Source organism: Xanthomonas sp. NCPPB 1826 (assembly GCF_056725285.1).
Window position 1 is genome coordinate 3043111 of sequence record NZ_CM161521.1, and the last position, 21184, is coordinate 3064294.

At 62.5% G+C, this 21184-nt stretch carries 9 protein-coding genes; 4 read left to right on the forward strand and 5 right to left on the reverse strand.

Translation table 11 applies throughout. The features are described 5' to 3' along the window. The first annotated feature begins 72 nt into the window (after window positions 1-72). The 3 genes from htpG (at window position 73) to AC1PLA_RS12880 (ending at window position 7801) form a co-directional block, all read left to right on the forward strand. The gene (gene htpG, locus AC1PLA_RS12870) at window positions 73-1977 is read left to right on the forward strand and encodes a molecular chaperone HtpG (protein WP_046343176.1); all 1905 of its coding nucleotides are present in this window, start codon (window positions 73-75) and stop codon (window positions 1975-1977) included. A gap of 353 nt (window positions 1978-2330) precedes the next feature. Next, window positions 2331-6764: an RHS repeat-associated core domain-containing protein gene (locus AC1PLA_RS12875; protein ID WP_481104676.1), complete on the forward strand. Its 4434-nt coding sequence runs from the start codon at window positions 2331-2333 to the stop codon at window positions 6762-6764. A gap of 632 nt (window positions 6765-7396) precedes the next feature. Continuing rightward, window positions 7397-7801 carry a SymE family type I addiction module toxin gene (locus AC1PLA_RS12880; RefSeq protein WP_039815081.1) on the forward strand — a complete coding sequence of 135 codons (405 nt, stop codon included), beginning with the start codon at window positions 7397-7399 and terminating at the stop codon, window positions 7799-7801. 200 nt (window positions 7802-8001) lie between these two features. Here the strand turns inward: AC1PLA_RS12880 and AC1PLA_RS12885 are convergent, their stop codons facing one another. The 4 genes from AC1PLA_RS12885 to AC1PLA_RS12900 form a co-directional block, all read right to left on the reverse strand. Then, entirely contained in the window at window positions 8002-10377 is a 2376-nt protein-coding gene (locus AC1PLA_RS12885) for a beta-L-arabinofuranosidase domain-containing protein (protein WP_481104677.1), read from the reverse strand. Between the two features lie 148 nt (window positions 10378-10525). Further along, window positions 10526-13423, reverse strand: a complete 2898-nt coding sequence (locus tag AC1PLA_RS12890; RefSeq protein ID WP_481104678.1) for a TonB-dependent receptor plug domain-containing protein — start codon at window positions 13421-13423, stop codon at window positions 10526-10528. Between the two features lie 585 nt (window positions 13424-14008). Next, window positions 14009-16378 (reverse strand): S9 family peptidase, encoded by a 2370-nt coding sequence (locus AC1PLA_RS12895; protein ID WP_481104679.1) that lies wholly within the window; start codon window positions 16376-16378, stop codon window positions 14009-14011. A gap of 59 nt (window positions 16379-16437) precedes the next feature. Continuing rightward, window positions 16438-18795: a glucosidase family protein gene (locus tag AC1PLA_RS12900; protein ID WP_481104680.1), complete on the reverse strand. Its 2358-nt coding sequence runs from the start codon at window positions 18793-18795 to the stop codon at window positions 16438-16440. 280 nt (window positions 18796-19075) lie between these two features. Here AC1PLA_RS12900 and AC1PLA_RS12905 point away from each other — a divergent pair, with 280 nt between their 5' ends. Next, on the forward strand, window positions 19076-20230 hold the full coding sequence (locus tag AC1PLA_RS12905; RefSeq protein ID WP_481104681.1) for a DUF5694 domain-containing protein: 1155 nt from the start codon (window positions 19076-19078) through the stop codon (window positions 20228-20230). Window positions 20231-20883: 653 nt separating this feature from the next. Here AC1PLA_RS12905 and AC1PLA_RS12910 read toward each other — a convergent pair. Further along, window positions 20884-21180 carry a flagellar basal body rod protein FlgC gene (locus AC1PLA_RS12910; RefSeq protein ID WP_065031652.1) on the reverse strand — a complete coding sequence of 99 codons (297 nt, stop codon included), beginning with the start codon at window positions 21178-21180 and terminating at the stop codon, window positions 20884-20886. Window positions 21181-21184: the final 4 nt, after the last annotated feature.

Genomic DNA, 21184 nt, shown 5'->3' on the forward strand with positions numbered 1-21184 from the left:
AATCCCCACACGGCCTCATCCCCCAGGCCATCGGCCGCGTTGCGGCCTGGGCCACCATGGAGCACGACCCCAATGACCGTTGATACCGACAAGCAGACGCTTGGCTTCCAGACCGAGGTCAAGCAGCTGCTGCAGCTGATGATCCACTCGTTGTACTCGAACAAGGAAATCTTCCTGCGCGAGCTGGTCTCCAATGCCGCCGACGCCGCCGACAAGCTGCGTTTCGAGGCACTGGTGAAGCCGGAGCTGCTGGAAGGCGGCGGCGAGCTGCGCATCCGCGTGGACTACGACAAGGACGCGCGCACCGTCACCATCGACGACAACGGCATCGGCATGAGCCGCGAGGATGCGGTCTCGCATCTGGGCACCATCGCCAAGTCCGGCACCGCCGACTTCCTCAAGCACCTCAGCGGCGACCAGAAGAAGGACGCCAACCTGATCGGCCAGTTCGGCGTGGGCTTCTACAGCGCCTTCATCGTCGCCGACCAGGTGGACGTGTACTCGCGTCGCGCCGGCCTGCCCGCCAACGAGGGCGTGCACTGGTCTTCGCGTGGCGAAGGCGAGTTCGAGGTCGCCAGCGTCGACAAGCCCGAGCGTGGCACCCGCATCGTGCTGCACCTGAAGGACGGCGAAGACAGCTTTGCCGACGGCTGGACGCTGCGCGGCATCCTCAAGAAATACTCCGACCATATCGGCCTGCCGATCGAGATGCGCAAGGAGCACCACGGCGAACAGGCCGACGCGCCCGCCGAGCCGGAGTGGGAAGCGGTCAACCGCGCCAGCGCGCTGTGGACGCGGCCCAAGTCCGAGATCAAGGACGAGGAATACCAGGAGTTCTACAAGCACGTCGCGCACGACGCCGGCAACCCGCTGGCGTGGAGCCACAACAAGGTCGAAGGCAAGCTGGAGTACACCTCGCTGCTGTTCGTGCCCGGCCGCGCCCCGTTCGACCTGTATCACCGCGATTCGGCCAAGGGCCTGAAGCTGTACGTGCAGCGCGTTTTCATCATGGACCAGGCCGAGCAGTTCCTGCCGCTGTACCTGCGTTTCATCAAGGGCGTGGTGGATTCGTCCGACCTGTCGCTCAACGTGTCGCGCGAGATCCTGCAGTCCGGCCCGGTGGTCGACTCGATGAAGTCGGCGCTGACCAAGCGCTCGCTGGACATGCTGGAGAAGCTGGCCAAGGACAAGCCGGACGACTATGCAACGTTCTGGCGCAACTTCGGCCAGGCGCTGAAGGAAGGCCCGGCCGAGGATTACGCCAACCGCGAAAAGATCGCCGGCCTGCTGCGCTTCTCCTCCACGCATGACACCACCGGCGCGCAGAGCGTGGGCCTGGCCGATTACGTGGGTCGTCTGGCCGAAGGCCAGGACAAGCTGTACTACCTCACCGGCGAAAGCTACGCGCAGATCAAGGACAGCCCGCACCTGGAAGTCTTCCGCAAGAAGGGCATCGAAGTGCTGCTGCTCACCGACCGCATCGACGAGTGGCTGATGAGCTATCTCACCGAGTTCGACGGCAAGTCGTTCGTGGATGTGGCACGCGGCGACCTGGACCTGGGCAAGCTGGATTCGGAAGAAGACAAGAAGGCGCAGGAAGAAGTCGCCAAATCCAAGGAAGGCCTGGCCTCGCGCATCAAGGCCGCCCTGGGCGACGACGTGGCCGAAGTGCGCGTCTCGCACCGCCTGACCGATTCCCCGGCAATCCTGGCCATCGGCCAGGGCGACCTGGGCCTGCAGATGCGTCAGCTGCTGGAAGCCAGCGGCCAGGCCGTGCCGGAGTCCAAGCCGGTGTTCGAATTCAACCCGGCCCACCCGCTGATCGAAAAGCTGGATGCGGAAGCCGACATGGACCGCTTCGGCGACTTAAGCCGGGTGCTGTTCGACCAGGCAGCGCTGGCGGCGGGCGACAGCCTCAAGGACCCGGCCGGCTATGTGAAGCGGTTGAACAAGTTGTTGTTGGAGTTGTCGGCGTAAGCGGCATCCATAGTGCGTAACGCGAAGACCGGCTAACTGCCGGTCTTTGCATTTGGGCGCCAGATATCACGACAGTCGATGCGAAAACCCTTGCCTTCCAGTGTGACCGGAAGCCATGTGTAAGACATAGGTCGATGGCGTTGCCCGGATTTCAGCGATCAGAGAATAGCCTTATGTTGGAAATATGAGGAACATGGTATGTTCCGAAGGATTTTGTGCGATACAAACACCCAGCACAAGCCTGGGAAAAAAAGTTATTATTTTAACAGTCGCTTGGGCATTAGAATTTTTCGAGAAAATTTTAATTAGCCTGAGATAATCGCTCGCGCATATAAGGACATTGGAAATATCAAATGAATGAAATGAAGGAAAAACCAGGGCTCGTCCGGCCCATCATTTTTAGTGGCCGCACCTGGATTCAGAAGTCGCTATTTAGCACACTGATTTTATCTTTAATTTTTTCTTATTTCGATGCGCAAGCAGAAGGATACAAGTGGCGACCAAATGAACACCGGATTTCTGAAACTTTCCCAAGCCCACACCTAGCCTGCGAAGGCTATGCCAAATGGCTTTCAGGCATTAACGAGGGACGAGCATATAATTCAATTTCAGTCTCAATGATGCCGGACACACCATGGATTTTTGAATGCAGTTTTTACCTTGAGCCACCAAAGAATTACCCAATTCCAGTAGGACCCAATTTTATTGAAGCCCTTGCCGTGCGTGAGGGTAATAATTGCGGCACAGGGCATACATACAATCCGGCAACTGGTGCCTGCAATGCTCCAGATGATCTTCAGCCCGCCATGGAGATGGGCGGCTCACTGAACCCTTCGTGTTCCGGCCCGGGTAAACTGCAAGGAAACCCCATCAATGTCACGACGGGGAACAAATTCCAGCGCGAGATCGATTATATTTCGGCAAACAATCAACTTGGAACTGAGGGGCTTGAGCTTATACGATACTACAACAGCACGGATGGACTATGGAGACATAACTTTTCAACACGACTGTTAATCAGCGAAGAATCCGTTGCATTAATACGAGCAGATGGCAGGCAATCTGTTTTTCAGATGTCGCCGAGCGCAGCAATTTCCAGCCAACAAGATGGAACGCTTGAGCAAGATGGCGTCAATTGGCGATACAGGGACAAGAGCAATAATCTAATGACATTCAATGGAAGTGGGAAATTGCTTTCACTAGACACTTCAGCAGGATTTCATTTCAAGCTTACTTACAGCTCTCCAAATGTCGTTACAATTGAATTAGCTGGCAGATACGCGACAATCACAGAAGATAACAAACATCAACCCATTTCGGCTCGGATTGGCGGGCTAGAAATTACCTATTCGTATGACACTTACGGAATGCTAGTTAACGTGGACAAAAAGCGGGGAAGCATCAGGCTTTCCCGAAAATACCACTACGAATTAGCTAGAGCCCCTAATCTTCTCACAGGAATTACAGACGAGTCCGGTGTTCGTTATGTGAGTTGGAGCTATGACGATTTCAATCGTGCCCTTTATAGCTCAGGCCCGGCTGAAATAGGAAAAACCACTATTTCTTATCTAGCCACTGGGAATGCGGAAGTTGTTAGCCCTTTAGGAGCGCGCGTCAACCATCACTATAACGTAATCCAAGGAGTCAACCGGGTAACCTCAGTCGAGGGCACCTCATCAGCTGACTGCACATCCGACAACTCTAATTACGAATATGACGAATTGGGCCAACTGACATCAAAGGTGAATTCGTCCGGGCGGATTGTTAAATATGAATACAATGCTCGCGGCCTGATAACCACTCAGCAAGAGCACGATAAAGACAAAGCGTTGCGCACAATTCGCAATGAGTGGCTTAAAGAAAAACCACTACTTAGCAAAATGACAGAAGGAACACGATCAACCGATTATCAATATGACGATCAATCGCGCCTTGTGACCGTGACAAATAAAGATCTAAGCACCCACGACAATGATCGCACGACAAAGAGAAAGTATTGCCTGGAATCAGATGTAATTTCGGGCATTTGCCCAATTGCAGGACTTCTGGTGTCTCTGGATGGAACAAGGGAAGACACACCTGACCTAACAAGCTATCAGTATTATTCAACGAACGCTGCAAATTGCTCAGATGAAACAGAAAAGTGTCCTTATCGAATCGGCGATCTTTGGAAGATAGTCGACTCTGCTGGCCACGTGACGGAGTACTTGTCGTACGACGAGTCTGGCCGGGCTTTGTCAGTAAAACGCGCAAATGGAGTCGTCACAGACTACGAATACCACGCGCTAGGCTGGCTAACATCGACCAAGGTGCGCGGCAGCGATGCATCCAGCGAGGCCGATGACCGCATCACTCGCATCGATTACTGGCCCACCGGCCTAGTCAAGCAGGTCACCCAGCCCGATGGCGCGTTCACTGCATTCACCTACGATGCGGCGCATCGGCTGACCGATATCACCGATAACGCGGGCAACACCGTCCACTACACGCTGGACAACGCCGGCAATCGCGTCAAGGAAGACACCCAGGACGCGGCCGGCACGTTGAAGCGCACGCTCTCGCGTGTCTATAACCAATTGGGGCAACTCAAGACGCAGGCCACCGCGGCCAGCGATCCCACCGACTTCGAGTACGACGCCAACGGCAACGCCACCAAGGTGACCGATGCGCTGGCAACCGCGACGCAGAGCGAGTACGACCCGCTCAATCGCCTCTCGCGCACGCTGCAGGATGTGGCCGGCATCAAGGCCGACACCACCTTCGACTACGACGCGCTGGACAACCTCACCAAGGTCACCGACCCCAAGGGCCTGGATACCAAATACGAGTACAACGGCTTTGGCGATCTGGTGAAGCTCACCAGCCCGGATACCGGCGTCACCAGCTACACCTACGACAGCGCCGGCAACCGTGCCACCCAGACAGATGCGCGCGGCAACACCGCCGGCTACGGCTACGACGCGCTCAATCGCTTGACCAAGGTCACCTATCCAACCACCAGCCTCAACGTCACCTACACCTACGACGTGACTCAGACAGCATGTACGAGCGGGGAGACCTTCTCCATCGGGCGCCTGACCAAGATGCAGGACGGCGGCGCCATCACCCAGTACTGCTACAACCGCTTCGGCGATCTGGTGCGCAAGGTGCAGACCAGCAACGGCAAGGCGTTGGTGCTGCGCTACGACTACACCGTCGGCGGCCAGTTGCGCCGCATGACCTATCCGGACGGTGCGGTGGTCGATTACGTGCGCAACGCGCAAGGCCAGACCACCGAGGTCGGTGTGACCCCGGCCGGCGGCAGCCGGCAGGTACTGCTGGGCAACGCCAGCTATTACCCGTTCGGCCCGGCTGCCGGCTGGACCTACGGCAATGGCCGCACCCTCTCCCGCCAGTACGATCTGGACTATCGCCCGCAGGCGATCCATGACACCCGCCCGGGCGGGCTGGAAGTGGGCTTCGGCTTCGACCCGGCCGGCAACCTCACCGCATTGACGCCGGCTGGCAATCCCACGCCGGAGATCGGCTTGGGCTACGACACCCTGGGTCGCCTGACCGGCCTCAAGGACGGCCGTACCGGCACCCTGATCGACGGCTACAGTTACGACGCCACCGGCAACCGCCTCAGCGCCAAGGTCGGCACGGCCACGCAGGCCTACACCTACCCGGCCGACAGCCACCGCCTCAGTGCCGTAGCCGGCGTCGCCCGCAGTTACGACGCCACCGGCAACACCACCGCCATCGGCGGCACCGCGCGCCAGTACACCTACGACACCACCGGCCGCATGACCCAGGCCCGCCGCGCCGGCGCGGTGACCATGAACTACCGCTACAACGGTAAAGGCGAGCAGGTACGCCGCTTCCTCGGCACCACCAACACCTACACGCTCTATGACGAAGCCGGCCACTGGCTGGGCGACTACGACACCAACGGCGCGCCCAAGCAGCAGGCGATCTGGCTGGACGATCTACCGGTCGGCCTGCTGGCCAACGCCAACAAGCTGCACTACATCGAACCCGATCACCTGGGCAGCCCGCGCGTAGTGATCGACCCAACCCGCGATGTTGCGGTGTGGACATGGAGCTTGAAGGGCGAAGCCTTCGGCAACACCGCCCCGAATCAGGATCCTGACGGCGATGGTGCGGCGCTGGTGTTGGATATGCGCTTCCCGGGGCAGCGGTTTGATGCGGCGAGTGGGTTGAATCAGAACTACTTCAGGGACTACGACCCCGCCACCGGGCGATACGGACAGAGTGATCCGATTGGCTTGAGAGGTGGCAGCAGCACTTTTGGATACGCATTGCAGGCTCCTTTTGTCCACATGGATTTTTATGGCTTGGCAACTTGGAAAGGCTCTACTTTTGGAGTTGGTGTCGGGGCAGGAAAGTTCGGCTTGAACATAGACTTCTATCAAGTCACTTCCCCCTGTCCGGGTGGCGGACTCGCATCTGCCTATGTGATGGCAGTCGGAGGCGCAGGTGGATTAGGGGCACCAATTTCAATGGCTGGTTCGCAAGTAGAACTCATGGACTCCAATGATGTGCCAGACCCTGATGTGTTCAACGGTCCTTATGCGAAGTTCTCTGCAGGATCAGTTTCATTTGGCCTGGGCTATCAGATGTATCAAAAAATATCGATTGGTGGAGCCTGGTGGAACTTCGGCGCTGGAGCTGAGAGCACAGGATGGCATCAGAGACAAGGCGGATTTGACGCCACTATTTATGGCGCTGCTGCAGGAAATGCCGTAGTTATCCAGCAGAAAAAATGTTCATGTGAAGCGCAATGAAGCTGGCTTATATCCTAGCGATGCTTGCGGGTGGATTTTTTCTTGGGCTAGGGGGTCTTATTCGATGGGGATCGTTCTTAGCTGCGCCTCAAACTAAGCCTTTCCGATCAGCTTGGGACAAGAGAGGTTTAATAATGGCAATCGCAGGCGCGTCGTGGATGATCCTCGTTACGGTAATTTACGAATCACTTCGCTAGCGTTTTAGTTCTGCTCGTCAAAAAAGGAACCATTTAATGACTAACAGAAGTATCTAAGGCTAGCCACTGTGGCGGCTAGACATAGGCAAGACTGATTGTCGCCAGACAGTTGACATCCCACACAACCAGTAGCAACCTCTGCCTCAAGGAGCGTAGAAACTCCTCTAGTAGCGGTACCCACCTCCGTCAAACTGGTGGGTTTTTTTGTGCCTGCCTGCAGGTACAAACCGACGCGATGCCTGCGTCGGGAGGGCGGCTAATACAACACTCCTTCGGGAGGAATACGCCCGCCGACTACTAGCGGTTTCTAACCTCCCGACATCCCGTCGCCGGCCGGCGACGGTGCCTATTTTTCGAAGGAGGCGTTGTCATGACAGATGCATCGGTATTGGCTGGTGGGCGTCGTCGCTCCGTGGTGCTGGCGGAGGTGAAGCGATGAGCCGGGCGCAGTCTCCAACCGCCAAGCGGTCCAAATCAAATACCAAGCGCGCCGCTTCCGCCAAGCGGACAGCCACGCCGGTAAAGAACACGCAGCCCATGCGGCTGGTGCCCTCGCCCACGTTCGATGTGGACAACCTCGCCTTCGACCGTCGCCACAGGCCTCGCGCGGACGATCTGCCGCCGCGCCCACCGCGCAAGGCACGTACGCCCACGCGCTGCACGGTGGGTTATGCGTTCTACGATGCAGAACCCGGCCGGCCACACAGCCAGCGGATTCCCAGTGTGCGCTTGCGTGGGCTGTGGCTAGAGCAGTTGGGGTTTGCGGTTGGGCGCAAGCTGCAGATCACTGCGCGTAATGGCGAACTGGTGGTGACGGTGGCGGAAGATTCCATACGGTGAAGCTGAAAGGCGAGTCTCCGTGCGATTGGAACGCCACTAGGCTTCGCCCCATGCCCTCTCCCGAGGGGAGAGGGGCTTTGTTTTGCGCGCCGGAAAGTTTGTGCTGAATTGATGTGGGCTTGCGCTTCGCCTTCTGGTAGTAGGCCTTCCCCTCTACAAGACACGCTGCAGCAAGATCGACAGCGCGCTTACTTCGGCATTCAAGCCGACTCCAGCACCCAACACCCGAACGCTGGCCCTGCCGAATAGCCGGTTTCCGGTTCAATACGGATCTGCAGCCTGGCTCGGCCGGCGACGGCTGCTGGCAGCGCGTAATCTGCATCGACGAAGTCCAGGCCACGATTGCCGTCCAGGCGTTCGTTGGCGATGAGTTCGCCGTCGGCCAGGATGCGGAAGCGGCGGCGGGTTTCGTCGCCCCAGTAGCGTAGGCGCAGGATGCGGGCCTTCGCGGTGTTGCGCAGGGTGAAGGCGATGAAGCCGCCGGTGCGGGCGTCACGACCGGCGCGGCGGCGGTAGCTCAGTGCGTAGGAGCTTTCGCTGTGCAGGCCGTGGGCTTTTTCAGAGGCTTCATCGCCCAGGGCAATGCGGTCAAGTGCGCGCGCGTCCAGCGCCTGCTGTTTCGCGTCTGCTGCGGCCTGCTCGGCTTGATGCTGCTGCCATGCAACGGCGTCGCGATGCTCCAGGTAGGGCGCGCTGCGGCGATCGAACTGCGCGTAGAACGGCGAGAAGCGCCAGTGCTGGCTGCCGTCGCTGTAGTCGAACGCGGCCTGGCCTGCCACCGGCTGCAGGCGCTGCAAGACCTCATCGCCGCCGATCAATGCCGGGGTCTTGCCCGACCAGGGTTTTGCCGCATCGCCCAGGTCGGCCGCCAGCACCAGCGGCCCGTGCAGCACCGAGACCCAGGCCGGGTCGTCCGTTGTGGCTTCCAGGCGTAGCGGCATCTCGAACGACAGCGTGAGCGTGTCGCCCGCGCGCCAGACGCGGGCGATGCGCAGGTAGCCTTCATTTACGGTGGCATCGACCGGCTGGTCGTTGAGCTGCAGCTTCGGCGACTGCGCCCAACCGGGCACGCGCAGTGAGACCATGCGTTGCTCGGCCGGCGCGGCGTCGATGCGTAGCGAGGCGCTGCCCTGCTCCGGCATCGTGCTGCGCAGGGTCATGTCCAGCCCGGCAGCATCGCGCACGCTGGAGGGCACATACAGATTGACGTAAACGCCCTGCCCGTCCTGCCAGTAGATGGAATCGCCGAACTGGGCGTGCGCCTCCATGCCACTGCCGACGCAGCACCAGAAATCGTCGAACGGCGACGACCAGGCGCGCGCTTCGCCGGCCAGCATCGGTGTCATGTAGGTGAACATGCCGGTGCGCGGATGCTGCTGCGCCATCACGTGGTTGAGCAGCGTGCGCTCGTAGTAATCGAAGAACTCGGCCTGCGGGCCCCACTGGTACAGATGTCGGGTGAGCTTGAGCATGTTGTAGCTGGCGCAGTGCTCGCAGGTCTGCTCGGTGACAAACTTCGAAATGCTGTCCGGCTGCTGGAAATACTCGCGGTCGCCGTTACCGCCAATCACGTAGGTGTGGTGGTCGGTGACGGTGTGCCAGAAGAAGCGCGCCGCCGCGCCCGAGGCGGCGTCGCCGGTGACCTCGTACTCGCGTGCCAGGCCGATCAGCTTGGGGATGTTGGTATTGGAGTGCTGATGCACCAGCTCGTCGCGCTGGGCGATCAGTGGATCGAGCACGGCGTGATGGTGCAGGCGCTGCGCCAGTGCCAGCCATTGCGCATCACCGGTACGCACATGCAGCTCGACGAAGGATTCGTTGAGACCACCGAATTCGCACGACAGCACCTTCTGCAGCTGCGCGTCGTCGAGTGCGGCGAAGATGCCTTGCAGATAGCCGGCCAGGCCCACCGCCACCTGCAACGCCTGCGCGTTGTCGCAATGCGCGTGCACGTCGAGCAGGCCGGCAAACAACTTGTGCCAGGTGTACAGCGGTGCCCAGCTACCGTTGAGGTAGAACGGCGCCGGGTCGATCTTGCCGCGCCTGAGCTCATCGAACACCGCGCGGCCGCTTTCGATCTTCCCTGCTGCATTCTTTCGGGTGAAGCCAGCCACATAACCATCGCCTGCATGCACCTGGCAGCGTGCCAGCTCTGCGACCAGATACCCGGCGCGCGTGCGGCATTGCGCATCGCCGGTCTGCGCATGCATCAGTGCCAGCGCGCTGAGATAGTGACCGAGCGTATGCCCGGCGATGGTGTCCGCCTCCCAGCCACCGTATGCAGGCGCCTTGGGATCGAGGCCGGCGTACAGCACGAAGTTGTGCAACAGCCGGTCGGGCTCGAGCCGCATCAGGTAACGACGGTTGGTGTGCAGCGCATCCAGGAACAACGACGGCGTGAGCCGCACCTGCGCCAGCGGCACGGCGCGCACGCTGCCGGGCTGTGCGGCGCTGGCCTGCGCCGGAAAGCGCAGGAAACCCGCCGCAACCGCCAGGCTGCTCCACGCCAGAAAGCGCCGCCGCGACAGGCTCGGCGCGTGGTCGTTGGGCAATTCGCTCGGATACGTCTCGGTCATGGGCTCAGCTTAGCTCCTGTCGGCGCGCACAGACCGCGCGCGCCGTTGCAACAACCGCCTATACAATCGCGACAACACGCGCGTGCATACGCATGACGCCCACGACCGATGGCATCTGGCCGCACACCACTGCGATACACCGGCCCGATCAGAACTTCACCGTGGCACGCGCCCAATAGAACCGACCGAGCAGATCGTAGGTGGCCACATCGGTATTGGCGTTGCCGACGTTGTTGGAGTAATACAGCGGCGGCTGCTTGTTGGCGATATTGTCCACGCCCACTTCGAAGCGCGTATGCCACGGTTCGACGTTGTAGCCGAGCTGCAGGTTGTTGTAGACGTAGGCGCCGATCTTGCGCACCACCATCGGCTCGCTGGAATCGGCCGACAGGCTCTGGTCGGGATCCGAATTACCGATGGCGGTGTGGCCCACGTAGCGGATGCGCCAGGTGGCGCTCCAGTCGTCCAACGCCCAGTTCGCCGTGCCCAGCGCACGCCAGCGCGGGAAATTGCCGTAGGCCTGGGTGTAGCGGCCGACGTTGTGGATGGTGACCGAGCTGGGGTCGGTGGTATCGGGCAGCACGTCGTAACGGGTGAGATAGGTGCCGTTGAGGCCGGCGCTGAGATTGCCCCATGTGGTGGGCGGCGCGCGGTAGGTCAGGTTGAAGTCCATGCCCTTGGCCCACAGCTTGCCCAGGTTGACGGTGGGTTCGGCGATGTAATTGATGGTGCCGTTGCCGTTGCGATGGATCAACGCGCAGAAGGAGCTGGCCGGGTTGGCGAAGCACTGATTGAGCACGGTCTGCGCCGACACCGTGGTGATGGTGTCTTCCAGATCGATGCGCCACCAGTCCGCGCTCAGCGACAGCCCATCGATCCACTGCGGGTCGTACACCAGCCCCACGTCGTAGGACTTGCCGGTTTCCGGCTTGAGCTGGTACCCGGCCACTGCTGCGCCGGACACCTTGCCCGACACCTGGCCATCGGATTGCTGGTAGCTGCCATCGGTGGGCACATTGGCGCAGGCCACGCTATTGCCACCGGTGTAGCCATTGCACGGGTCGTTGACGGTGGCCGCATCGCCGGCCACGCCGGCGTACAGTTCGTTGATGTTGGGCGCGCGGAACACCTCCGAGACCGTGCCGCGGATCAGCAGGTTCTCGATCGGGCGATATTCCAGCGACACCTTGCTATTGGTCTTGCTGCCGACCGAGCTGAAGTCGGAAAAGCGCGTGCCGAACGTGATATTCAAGGCGTTGATGCCGGGCAGGTCCTTCAGCAGCGGAAACAGCGCTTCGGCATAGGCCTCCTTGACGTCGAAACTGCCGGCCAACGTGGACGAACAGAATTCGATCACCCCGCACAGGCCGTCTTCGTCGCCGGTCCATAGCGGGTCGGAGGCGGTGGTGGAGCGCTCCTTGCGATAGGAGACGCCGGTCGCCAGGCTGACCGTGCCAGCCGGCAGCTCGAACAGCGAGCCGTTGGCATTGGCTTCGAATTGCTTGACCGTGTAGACGCTGGTCACGATGGGGTTGACTACCATGCCCTGCAGGGTGGACAGGTTGGTGCTGTCGTTGAGGTTGAAGAAGTTCAGCGGTGTGCAGCCGGCGATTGCCGCGCCCGCGCTGCCGCACTTGACCACGCCATCGCTGTCCAGGAACGAGGGGCCAATGGCCTGATTGAACGCGGCATAGTCGAGAAAGCCGTTGTTGATCGACTTCTGTTTGACCTTGCCGTAGTTGAAGGTGGCATCCCACTGCCAGGAACTGTCGCCGAAGCGGCCGCGCAAGCCGGGGCTGATCTGGAAGTTGTAGGTGTTGTATTGATAGCTGCGATTGCCCAGCACGGTGGCGCGCGTGTTGAGGTCGTTGTAGGAGGTGCCGGTGCTGCGATCGGTGCCGAAGTTCACCCCGAACGGGTTGTAGTAACTCTGCGACGACACCAGGATGTTGTCGCCGTTGGCGAAGATCGGAATCGGCGCAATGATCGAGGCGGATTCGGTTTTACTGAACCAGGTGTTGACGTAGCCCTCGACGTTGTCGGTGAAGCGATAGGTGCCCAGCAAAAACGCATTGGTGCGCTTCTGCGGGGTCTGCAACAGGTTGAACGGCTGGTAGTTGTAGGAGTCGGCGCTGGCGTTGTAACAGTGGAAATCGCCCGGGCCGGCGCGACCGCTCACGCCGCTGTTGAGGGTGACACGCCCGCAGCCGTTGGCTTGCGCAAGCTGCGTGGACTGATCCGAGCCATCGTTGAAATTCACGGTGCCGGTGGGCGTTGCGGACGAGCCCTGCTTCACCGGTTGCCCGTTGGTCAACGCAAGCGCGTCCTTGGAATAGTCGCGCGCCGCTGCCGAGACCGGATCGATGTTGTGGTACGACAGGCCGCCGATCAGGCTGCCACGCTCCCAGGTCTTGCCGGTGGTCAGGGTGAAGTTGCGCCGGTTGCCGTCGCCTTCGCTGCTGGTGCCGAAGTCGCTGCTGAACTGCACGCCATCGAACTGGCTGCGCAGGATGAAATTAACCACGCCACCGATAGCGTCGGAGCCATACACCGCAGAGGCACCGTCGCTGAGCACTTCGATGCGCTCGATCATGCTGGACGGAATGGCGTTGACGTCGTTGTAGGCCAGACGAATACCATTGACCAGCACCAAGGTGCGCTTGTCGCCCAGACCGCGCAGCGAAATGGCCGACGCACCGGTGCCGCCGCCGTTGTTGGTATACGGATTGGTGGCGTTGCCGGCGATCGACGGCAGCTCCTGCAGCAGATCGCCCACCGTGGCCTTGCCGGTCGCGGCGATCTGTTCCTGGCTGACGGTGACCACCGGGTTGGCGGTTTCGGTATCCACGCGGCGCAGACGCGAGCCGGTGACGACCACGCTGTCCAGCGTCTGCGGCGCATCACTACTGCCGCCGGCCTGCTGCGCAGACACCGGTGCGCTGACGCCTGCAGACAGCGCCACCAGCAACGCGGCGCTGAGCATGCTCGGCACCGGGCGCGTGGGCGTGCCGGAGGTCCGGGAGAAAGGCAACAGCGGCATCGGCATGCAAGGCTCCTGATTCGTATGGCAGACAAACGATGGGCAACACACACCCGTGCCGGCGGACGCCAGCGCAGGGCAAGATGGATGGCAGACGCGCACGCAGCGAAACTTCTCGCCAGCGCTGTGCTGCAGACATGCAGACAACCTGCGACGCGCACGACCACGCAGGGTCACGCAGCAGCGCGTGTTGTCAAAAAGGGTGTTGGTTCCGCACCGGAGGCGCCCATGCGCTCCAGTTTCATCAGCTAGTCACAATGTGCCTGTGCGCACGCGCTACGTCTTGTCGCATTTGGCGACAGCGCATGCGGAAAACTGCATGGTTCGCAAATGAATGAGCCCGCGCTGATGTTGCGCTCTGCAGCGGTGTTCCCAGCTGGACACGATGCGCAAGACGATTGGCGAAACGCCCGAGGCGATGTATCGCTTGCAACCATGTGCGATGACAGTCGATCTAGAAATCGAGCACCGCGCATGCATGCAGCAGCGCGATGACGGCAATCAGCGTGCACTGCCCTGCCCGCCCTGTTTCAGCGGCCGTGGTCTAGGCATTGCAGTCAAATGGTCGGCCGGCAGACCCGGCCTCACGGATCACGGCGCCTGCGTCGTCGCAGGCTGGTCGTGGTTCCAGTCCGGCGTTGGCGCCTGCTGCATCCAGCGCAGGAAGAAATCCAGCAGGCGGCGCTTGCCGTAATCGCCACCGGCGCCATGATCGCCGCCGGGCACCACCAGCAGATCGAAATCCTTACCCGCCTTGATCAGCCGATCGGCCACCTGGAAGGTGCTGGCCGGATCGACATTCATGTCCATGTCGCCGGTGACCAGCAGCAGATGCCCTTGCAGGCGCGCGGCGTTTTCAACGTTCGACGATTCGGCATACCACGGCCCGACCGGCCAGCCCATCCATTGCTCGTTCCACCAGATCTTGTCCATGCGGTTGTCGTGGCAACCGGAATTGGCCACGCCTGCCACATAGAATTCCGGATGGAACAGCAACGCACCCAATGCGTTCTGGCCACCGGCCGAGGTGCCGTATATACCGACGCCGCCGTCGATGGCGTACCACGGGTACCGTGCGGCAGCAGCCTTGTGCCAGGCGATGCGATCCGGCAGGCCCGCATCCTTGAGGTTGCGCCAGGCCATATCGTGGAACGCGCGCGAGCGATTGTTGGTGCCCATGCCATCGATCTGCGCGACCGCAAATCCCAGTGCGGTCAGCGCTGACATGCGGGGGGTGAACGTCTTGGGCACGAAGGACCCCTGCGGGCCGGCGTAGATGTATTCGATCACGCGATAACGCTGCTGTGGCTGCATCTGCGTGGGGCGCTGGATCACGCCCCAGATCTCGGTCTTGCCATCGCGGCCGGTGGTGTGGAACGGCAACGGTGGCTGCCAGCCGGCAGCCTGCAGACGGCTCAGGTCGGTGCGCTCCACCGTGCGTGCCAGGCCGCCGTCGGCGCTGCGCCGCAGCTCCAGCACCGGACCCAGGTCCAATCGCGAGTACAGGTCCAGATACCATTTGCCGTCCGGCGAATAATTCACCTGGTGATCGGCGGCTGCCGGCGTCAATGCAGTGAGCCCGGTGCCGTCCAGACCGATGCGATAGGCATGGCGGTAATACGGGTCCTCGCCGGGCTGAATGCCGGAGGCGGTGAAATACAGCTGGCCTGCGGCTTCGTCGATGTAGTCGAGCTTGCGCACCACCCAGTCGCCCTGCGTGACCTGGCGGATCACCGCACCGCTGTGGCCGTCGTACAGATACACGTGCTCCCAGCCATCGCGCTCGGAGGCCCACAGGATCTGCGTGCCGTCGGTCAGATCGCGCCGCGCATGCTTGCCGCCGTCCTCGTGCGTTCCGCTGAGTTCGGAATATTCGATGAAGGTGGGCGAGGTCTCTTCGATCAGGGTGCGCGCGTCAGCCGTGCGTACGTCCACTTCAATCACCCGATACAGTTGGTGCCCGCGCGCGTTGTATTCGAAGGTGAGCCCGCGGCTGTCCTTCCACCAGACCATCTCGCTCAAGCTGAAGGCATTGGGCAGCAGCATCATCGCCACCGGATGCGCGGTGCGCGTGGCGATGTCGAACAACACCGGCTGCATCACCGGCAAGGCATCGCCGGGCTTGGGATAGACCTGCTGGTGCAACTTCGGCTGCAGCTGATCGGCCGGCGCCGATTCGATGTAATAGACCATGCGCGGCGGCGGCGCCTTGACCCGATACGCAGCCAGATGCTGCGAGTCCGGCGACCACACCACGCTGTCGAGTGCGTAGTAATCGTCCGCACTGCCATCGCGGCTAAGCACGCTGCGCTCGCCACCACCGACCGGTGCGATCACCAGATTGGCCTGCTCCACCCAGGCGCGCCAGCGGCCATCCGGCGATAGCTTGGCCTGCCGCTCGCCCTGCTTGAGCGGCAGGCGCATGTCCATCGACTCGGCCTGCACGTCGCGTTCGGGCACATGCGCGCAGCGATAGCGGGCCAGATCGCACTGCCAGCCCAGCTTCGCCAACTGGAAGCCCAGGCGCTGCCGATCCAGGGTGGGTTCCTCCAGCTGCAGTTGCGTGGCGTCGATGGCCTGCGCACCGGCCTGCGTCAGGGCCGCCGCCAGCCGCGCATGATCGAAGGCCAGCGTGTTGCGGCCGCTGCCCGCATCCACCAGGCGGTACTCGATGGCCGGCGCCTGATCGGCACGTGCCACGCCACGCCGATACAGGAAATGCCCCGCATCGATCCATACCGGCGCCGTCGGTTGCCTGTCGACCAGCGACGCATAGTGATCGGCCAGACCGATCGCCTGCGCGTACTGCGCCGGTGTGGGCGTGGGCACGGGCGTGGTTGCCACGGACGCAGCTGATGCAGCCGCTGCGCTTGCCGAGAGCGTCCAGAGTGCGATGCTCAGGCACCATGCTGCGACGCTACGCCGCCTGGAGGTCTGGGTGTGATGCAGCAGTGGCTTCATGCGTTTATCCGCGGAGATGGTGGGGTCGTGCTCGGCACGGTCATCGCGCCAATGGGCCATCACCCGTACCAGGCCTGCACCTTCACCGCAGTGGCGCTGCCGGGCACCGCCACGCGATCGGCATGCGGGCCTTGTGGACGCGCCGGCTTGCCGTCGACCAGCACGCGGGTGAGCTTCTTACCCTTGGGCGCACGCAGGCTCAGCCAGGTGTGCCTGGGTGACCGTTCCGGCAGTTGCACCTCGGCATCGATGCGGCGTGCCTCCACGTCGGCGCGCAGTGTCAGCGTGAGCTTGCCCCAGCGTGTGGGCGCTGCATTGATGCCGATCGCGGCGCCACTGGCCAGCCATGCGCGCGGCAGCGCACGCGCAAGGAACAACTGCTCGCCTGCGCTGTCGTCGCTGACCAGCATCCAGCGCAGCAGCAACGGGATGGTCATCTGCGCGGGGATGCAGAACAGCGGCATGCCACCGGTGATGCCGCTGACCTCGCCGGCGGTCCAGCTGCCGGGCGTATGCACCTGGTAGCGGTGCGCATAGACGAACAACAGATACTCTTCGATGCGATCCAGCCGCAGCAGCTGTTGCGCATAGCCGTAGGAAATGAAACCGAGCAGATCGCGGCTGCCCGGCTCCGGCGGGGCGATGTTGGCCACCACGCCGATGCTGGTGCCGCCATGGCCGCGCAGGCAATCGATCACCAGGTTGGCCAGGTCGTCGGGCAGCACATCGGCCTGCAGCAATTCCGCATACGCACGGTGCGGCCATTGCTGCTCGCTGGGCTTTTCCTGCAGCAGCGATTGGCGAAACGTCAGTGTGGTGCCCGGCAACGGGCCGATATACGGCGGCGACAGATCGCGGCGCACGTTGGCACGCAGGCTGGCCTCCAGCCGTGTGCGCAACTGCCTGGCGCGATGCTGCCATCGCGTGGCCAGACCGGCATCGCCACCGAGCGTGCTCCAGACCTGGGCGATGTCTTCCCAGCCGCGTATCGTCAGCGCGCTGTTGGCGTAATACGGTTTCCACCACAGCGACGGGTCGGGGAACAGGCAGGCATCGGATTCGTTCCAGCCGTGCAGCAGGCCATGGCCATGCGCGTTGCGCGGTAATGCCAGCGCCTGGTCGTGCAGCTCGCACAGCAGCTGGGCGGTGGCGGCGATCTTGGGCAGCAGGCGGCGCAGCCGCGCCGCATCGCCGGTATAGCGTAGATAGCGCGCCAGCAGCGACAGGGTCAGCCCGAACTGCCCGACTTCCGGCCCGCGCATGTTCGGCAAGCCATCGTCCTGCACGAAGTCGTCGAAGTAGTTGTCCAGTACCGCAGCGGCCTGCGCGAAGCGGCCCCATTCCAGGTTGGCGTAGAACGAGCTGGTGAAAGTGTCCTGGAAGCCGTCGTACTCGTTGCCGTAGTAGTCGCGTTCCACCGCGCCGTACTTCGGATAATCGCCACCGGGGCGCACCACCAGCTCGCGTGCGAAGGCGAACTGCGCCATGTCGTTCCAGCTGGCATCGGGCAGCTGCGCCTGCACCGTGCCGTCCAGGGCCTGCTGCCAGTACGCGGCGAAATCGATCAACGCCGCGTAGAACTGCTCAGCCGTGGCCGGCTTGCGCGACGGTGCAAACGCGGGATAGCTGTGGGTGTAATGCACGCCGACGATCTCGCCGCCGCGTACCTGCATCGTGCGATGCCAGGTCTGGACCACGAAGCGATCGCTGGCACGCACATCGGCGAACACCAGCACGTCGTACCAGCTATCAACCTCGCCTTCGCGCCGCATCACCTTGCGCACCGCCGGCATCCAGCCACCCAGCAGACCTTCCTCGCGCCGTTTGATCAGCGCCTCTTCGCCCAGCTCGGCGAATGCGTGTTCCGGCCGCGAGGTGCGGCTGCGGCCGTTGGGCAGGATCGGCATGGTGTCCAGGCCTTCGCGCGTGCCGACGAAGGTGGTCCACGGCCAGCGCCCGCCATTGTCCTTGGGGTCGAGCAGCGAGGCCGGCGGCGGCGCGACATCGCGCACCTGCGCCTCGTCCGGGTCGCCATCGCGCAGCAGGCGGTCGGCGAGCAGATCTGCCTCGGCCATCGCCACCTCGGCCAGCGGCATCCCGAAGTACGGCTTGCCCTCGGCGGGATAGGCCGGCTCGGTGCGTTTGTCCAGGCGCAGCATGCCGTTGTCGGTCCATAGCGTCAGCTGGCCCTGCGGGTTGTCGAGATGCTCGTAGACGGTCCACTGCTGCTGCAGGTGTTCAAAACTGCACAGCTTGCTGCCCACATGCGCGGCCGACGGCAGCGCCTCAAGACGCGGCAACGCCGGTGGCGGCAACGTCGCCGGGGTGTGCGGCGTGCCCGGCAGCGCGAGCGCGGCACCCGCGCCCACCGCCGCGGTTGCCGCCATGCCCTGACGCAAAAAGCTTCTGCGGTCCATCGTCGCGCCCTCGGTTGATCTCATCCACATCCTGCGCGACGGCGCCGCTTGCGTCTTGTGGCAGCTGTCTGGCACGTATGCGGAAATCCGCACACAAGCAGCTGTTGCTGCGCTGCCATCGCAGCAACGGCGCAGCGCCCAGTTGCCGCCCCCCTGCCATTTAGCCACGTGACTTTCTGGCCACGCCGGCATCTGCGGTGGCAGCCACACTGGCTGCACAGACGCAGGCGACATCGTCGCCAGACCGCCACGCAACCCAAGCCCACCCACAAGGACCGTCATGCAGCCATCCCTACCGCGCATCGCGCACAGTGCCCGCGCCGCAGCGCGATTTTTCGATGTCGGCAGCGCGTCTGCCAGGCGGTTGCAACGTCCGGCGCATCGCTGGCTGTGGCTGGCCTTGATCGCGCCCTGCATCGCGCAGGCGCAGGTGGACCTGTCGCAGCTGGATGCCGAGATGGCCGCGCCACGCACCCAGGTGCTGGTGCTCGGCAGCGTGCATCTGTCGCAGTTGCCCATCGGTACAGCACGGCTGCAACCGCTGATGGACCGGCTGGCCGCGTACGCGCCGACCATCATCACCACAGAGGACCTGTCGGGCGAAACCTGCGACCTGATGCGGCGCCATCCGGCGGTGTATCTGCCCGAGGACACCACGACCTATTGCCCCGACACCAGCGAGGCGGCGCGTGCCACCGGGCTGGACGTTCCCACCGCTCTCGGCCAGGTCCGTGTAGCGCTCCGCAGCTTGCCCAGTGCGCCCACACCGGCACAGCGCCGGCACCTGGCTGCGCTGTTTCTGGCCTCGGGCGAGCCACCATCTGCGCTGGTGCAGTGGCTGCAGCTTGCGCCAGCCGAACAGCGCAGCGGCGACGGCCTGGATGCGGCGCTGGTCGCGCGACTGCGCAGCATGGAACAGCGCCCCAACGAGAGTTACCAGATCGCCGCACGGTTGGCGGCACGCCTTGGCCTGCAACGCGTCCACCCGGCCGACGATCACACCGGCGACAACGTTGACCTGGGCGACCCGGCGGCGTACGGCAAGGCCATCCAGGCCGCCTGGGACAAGGCCGCGCCGCGGGCAAGCGCCATGCGCGAGCACGAGGACCAGCTGGCAAGTCAAGGCAAGTTGCTGGAGCTCTATCGCGCGATCAACCTGCCGGCCAGCCAGCAGCTGGCCATCGCGGTGGATTTTCGCGCCGCACTGAGCGAGGGCTCGCCGCAGCGCTACGGTTACCGCTACATGTCCGGCTGGGAAATCCGCAACCTGCGCATGGTGTCCAACGTGCGCGCCAGCTTTGCCGACCAACCCGGTGCACGGGTGCTGGCGGTGGTGGGCGCTACGCACAAGCCCTGGTTCGACAACTGGCTGGGACAGCTGCAGGGCGTGGATATCGTGGATGCGGCGCAGGTGTTGGGCAGTGACGGGCCGTGAGTACAACGCCGTCAGCATGACGCTCCAGGCCAAACGCGAGTCAGTCGAAGGCGCGGTGCCCTCGCCGCTCGCCGGACACGCTGTGAACCCGCCCGTGGGGGCTCGGTGGCGGCATTGATGCCGCCGCACGGTCCCGCAATCGGCAAGGACATCGCACCCGGGGCTACGCTAGCGTTGTGAAAAGTGGTCCATCTTGCGGATTCCATCGGCTTGCTGATTTGGGCCGCAACCACATGAACGTTAGCGAATCAGAAGCGCGTCATGCATTGCTTGCACACTGCAAACCGACACTCTCGACTGGCCGTTGGCTGCCCACCGTCGCGGGACCTTACGCGGCATGGATGCCGCGTAAGAGCCTACACGGACTTGCGGCGTGTCCTGCGATGGTGGGCGGGCAACGGCCCTGCGGCCAGCTATCAGACCAGCTGCTCCACGCTTGCGCTCTATCCGCACTGCCCTAAAAGCCCGCAGCCAAGACAAGCGCACTATCGAGTCGTCTATCGATACTGGCATAAGCAGCAGCCATCAATTCGCTGACTCCACGAAATGCAGAACGTAAATCCGGTTTCAGGTGCAGCCAGATACGGCATCAAAGCGAAGGCCATGCACCTAATGCACTAGGTCGACAACCGGCCTTCGTCCAATCCAGGCTCTCAGCTCAACACGTCCAACAAGCTACCCAGCATTTCGTCGGAGCGCCGCAGCGCAGTGGCGTTGGCCTGGAAGTCGTTGCGTGCCGAGAGGCCTTCGACCAGATCGCTGGCCGGTGCCGATGGATCGGCGTTGGCGTCGACCACGCTGGCTGCCACTCCACCATTGAGCTGCGTGCTGGCTGCAACGGCCTGACGTGGACTGCCGTCCACCGGCTGACGCGCCACATTGCTGGCGGCAACCTGCTGGCGCAGTGCGGCGACCTGCATTCCGGAACTGGCGATACTGCTGATGCTCATGGTG